The sequence below is a fragment of the Candidatus Andeanibacterium sp. genome, from assembly GCF_057143545.1.
In genome coordinates this window covers 1-3,837 of record NZ_DBNHSF010000121.1, presented here as the reverse complement: position 1 = coordinate 3,837, position 3,837 = coordinate 1, and the positions used below count along the sequence as shown (strand labels likewise).

The following is a 3,837-nucleotide window of genomic DNA, read 5'->3' as shown; positions in this document are numbered from 1 at the left end:
GGCATCGCGCAAGGCGGTCGAGGCCGCGCTCGAGAACCGCGAGGCAACCATCGGCTGGGACGAGAATATCGTCCTCGCCGGGTTCGAAATCACGCCCGACCCCGGATCAAGTCCGGGGCAGGCCCGGCCCGATGAATGGCAACTCGATGCCTATTGCGAACGCAAGCCCGGAAAAGCCGAGCGCGACGCGGTGAAAGCGCTGTTCGGCAAGCGCGCGCCGAAGGTCGTCGCCGAAAAACTGCCCGATGTGGATTGGGTCACGCTCAGCCAGCAACAGGTCGAACCGATCCGCGCGGGCAGGTTCCACGTCCACACGCCCGATTTTCCGCCGCTCAATGAGCGGGGCATTCGCGACTTCGCAATCGCCGCCAGCCAGGCCTTCGGCACCGGCCAGCACGAGACCACCGCCGGCTGCCTTGCGATGCTGACGCATATGAAGGCGCAAGGCCTCGTCGTGCGCAATCTCGCCGATATCGGCACCGGTACCGGCCTCCTGGCCTTCGCCGCGCTCGCCCTGTGGCCGCGCACGCTGGCAACCGCGAGCGATATCGATCCGGTCTGCCTCGATGTCGTGCTCGCCAATGCGGCAACGAACCGGATTCCGCTGGGCGCCGATCCGGGCGAGCTCACCATGGTGATTGCCGACGGAATGGACCACGAACTGCTCCAGGCGCGCCGGCCCTACGATTTGCTGATCGCCAATATCCTCGCCGGACCATTGCAGGGCCTCGCTCCCGATTTCTCCAACGCCGTCCTGCCCGGCGGCAGTATCCTCCTCGCCGGACTCCTGACCACGCAGGAGGCGCAGGTGCGTCGGGCCTATCGCATGGCGGGCTGCCGCCTCGCCGCGCGGCTGGTCAGAGGCGACTGGTCGATCCTGTGGCTGCGCAAGCGCAGGGACGCCCGGGTCCGCCGGACGCGGCCCGACCCGATTCCCGAGTGGTCGAAGGGCTGGCTCTGACGGAACTTGCCGAAAACACGGCTGGAAAAGCCCCGAAAATCGTGCATGGTAGCGCTAACGAAAAAGCAACCGGAGGGGATCATGGCGGACAGGTACGACCCGAAACTCGAAATCACCAACCTTGACCGGCGGCGCTTGCTCGCCGCAGGCGCGCTGACGCCGCTTGCGCTTGGCGCCGGCAAGGCGCTGGCCCAGACCGCGCAGGGCCAGCCGATGCCCGGCGGCGTCAACCTGCCGGAGGAGGCATCGCAGCGCACCCGCTGGGCGATCGTCGGCCTCGGCAGTTTCGCGATCGGCCAGGTCATGCCGGGTTTCGTCGATGCCAGGAAATCGCGGATGACGGCCTTCGTCTCGGGCAATCCCGAAAAGGCCCGCACGCTGGGCGAGCGCTACGGTGTGAACCGGTTCTACAATTACGACAATTACGACGACATCGCGAACGATCCCGAGATCGACTGCGTCTATATCGTGCTCCCGGTCGGGCTCCACGCCGAATACACGATCCGCGCGCTCGAAGCGGGCAAGCATGTGCTGTGCGAAAAGCCGATGGCCAACACGGTCGCCGAATGCGAAGCGATGGTCGCCGCGGCCAAGGCCAATGACCGCCAGCTCGGCGTCGCCTATCGCGTCCAGTTCGAGCCGACCAATCGCGAGGCGCAGCGCCGGATCAAGGCCGGCGAGATCGGTGCGATGCGGCTGATCCAGTGCGCCCACGGCTTCAACGCCAATCCCCAATTCCCGCCCCATGCCTGGCGGTTGACCAAGGAGCTCGGCGGTGGGGGATCGATGTACGATATCGGGATCTACGGGCTCAACACTTCGCTGATGATGGTCGACGAAGACCCGGTCGAAGTCTCGGCCGTCTATTCGACCCCGGCCGGCGACAGCCGCTTTACCGAGGTCGAAGGCGGGATCGAATGGCTGCTGCGCCTGCCCAGCGGCGCCTCGATCCAGGGTTCGAGTTCCTATTGCTATTCGCCCTATGTCTCGCGCCAGCATTATTTCGGCTCGACCGGCTCGCTCGAGATGCAGCCGGCGACGACCTATTACGAAAATTCCATGGTGATGGAAGGCAACGGGCCGCGCCGGCAGGTTGGCGCAGGCAACCCGATCGAACAATTCGCCGGACAGGTGGACGGGTTTTCGGAAGCCGCGCGGACCAACACCCCGCATTTGACCCCGGGCGAAATGGGCCTGCGCGACATGCGCCTGATCGCGGCGATGTATGAAAGCGCGGACAATGGCGGCGCAGTAGTGAAACTGTGAGGAGGCTGCTGGCCACCATCGCGCTGGCGCTCGCGGTCGCAATCCCTGCCGGCGCGCAGGAGCGCGGCGGCCCGACGGCCGACGATGTCCATGAAATGGAGCGGCTGCGGTTCGACTTCGGGCCGCTTCGCCCGGGCCGCAATGGCGACAAGACCGCCCCCGACGCCGCCAATTTCGACGAGGCCAGGGTCGGCAATCTCGTCCCGCCGCCGCTGTTCGAGACCGAGATCGACGGCACCCGCCAGGGCTGGATGGAACGCCGCAAGCACTTGCAACAGCTGGTCGAGGACAACTGGACCGGGCACATTCCCGACAGCGTCGCCGATTTCCGGATCGTCTGGCACAAGCAGAAATCGGGCAAGCTCTTGAATCGCCGCTATGACGAGGAGCAGTGGGTCGGCCAGATCATCGGCAGGGATGGCGCGATGGGGCCGGTGATCGACGCCACCATCACCAGCAACAGGAACGCGCAGGCCGCTCCGGCCTTCATCGAATATACTTATATCTGGCCGCCCGGTTTCTCGCTCGGCGGCAACGGCCCCGCCCCGCCGAGCACCAGGCAAATGGCGCTCGATCGCGGCTGGGCGCATGTCGCCTATCGCGTCCAATTGCTCCAGGCCGACACCGCCGCGCAGATGGAACAGGGCGTGATCGGCCTCGCCCGCTGGCCGCGCGAGCGCCACGATTGGGGCGCCCTGCGTGCCTGGGGCTGGGGCGCGAGCCGGTTGCGCGAGGAACTGGCGAAGGATGCACGGATCGACGGCGAGCGGATCACGCTCGGCGGGCATTCGCGCTTCGGCAAGGCGGTGCTGGTCGCCGCCGCGTTCGACCACGAATTCGCCGACGCGCTGGTTTCGAGCTCGGGCGCGGGCGGGGCCAAGCTGATGCGGCGCGATTTCGGCGAACACTGGAACAACATGGCGGGGTCCTACGCCTTTCACTGGTACACCCCGCAGGTGATGGAATATGCCGGGCACAAGAGCGTCGCCGACCTGCCGGTCGACGCGCATACGCTGATCGCGCTGCGCGCGCCGCTCCCGCTGTTCGTGTCCTCGGGCCTGGCGGAGAAGGGCGACGACTGGGTCGATCCCAAGGGCATGTTCGTCGCCACCGCGCTCGCCCGGCCGGCCTGGCGGGTGTTCGGTGCAGAGGTGTTCGAAAGCGACGGTGAGACCATGCCTGAAGTGCTCAAGGGCCACACCGAAACCCCGCTCGCCTTCTACCAGCACGATCAGGGCCACGTGATGTGGGCGGCGATGGAAGCCTTCCTCGATCACGCCGAGGCGAATTGGGGGCGGTAGGAACGGCTTCGGGCGGCGACGGAGGCGCGAGCGCGCCCTGCGTCAGGCGGCGCGGGACGGAGCGGCCAGCATCGGGAACATGATTGCCTTGTCCGCGGCGAAGGCCCCTACTTCGGAGTACTCCAGCGGCAGCCCCAGGAGGTGCCCCTGGGCAAAATGGCAACCCATCACCCGCAGGAGCTCGAATTGCTGTTCGGTCTCCACTCCTTCGGCGACAACCTCCAGCCCGAGGCTGCAGGCGAGGTGGACCAGCCCGGTGACCAGTGCCGCAATGGCGGCATCCTCGTTGATCAGTTTCGTATAGGAGCG

4 protein-coding genes are annotated in these 3,837 nt (G+C 66.6%); 3 read left to right on the top strand and 1 reads right to left on the bottom strand.

Going from position 1 to position 3,837, the window contains the following annotated elements:
- From AC16XC_RS07600 to AC16XC_RS07590, 3 genes are all read left to right on the top strand, one after another.
- The coding region (locus AC16XC_RS07600; RefSeq protein WP_484034045.1) for a 50S ribosomal protein L11 methyltransferase at window positions 1-961 on the top strand (961 nt) is incomplete at its 5' end.
- 81 nt (window positions 962-1,042) lie between these two features.
- Window positions 1,043-2,227 (top strand): Gfo/Idh/MocA family protein, encoded by a 1,185-nt coding sequence (locus tag AC16XC_RS07595; protein WP_484034044.1) that lies wholly within the window; start codon window positions 1,043-1,045, stop codon window positions 2,225-2,227.
- Window positions 2,224-3,528 (top strand): glucuronyl esterase domain-containing protein, encoded by a 1,305-nt coding sequence (locus tag AC16XC_RS07590; RefSeq protein ID WP_484034043.1) that lies wholly within the window; start codon window positions 2,224-2,226, stop codon window positions 3,526-3,528. Before AC16XC_RS07595 ends, AC16XC_RS07590 begins: the two co-directional genes overlap by 4 nt.
- Before the next feature lie 42 nt (window positions 3,529-3,570).
- Here AC16XC_RS07590 and AC16XC_RS07585 read toward each other — a convergent pair.
- A partial coding sequence (locus AC16XC_RS07585; protein WP_484034042.1) for an EAL domain-containing protein occupies window positions 3,571-3,837 on the bottom strand: 267 nt, incomplete at its 5' end.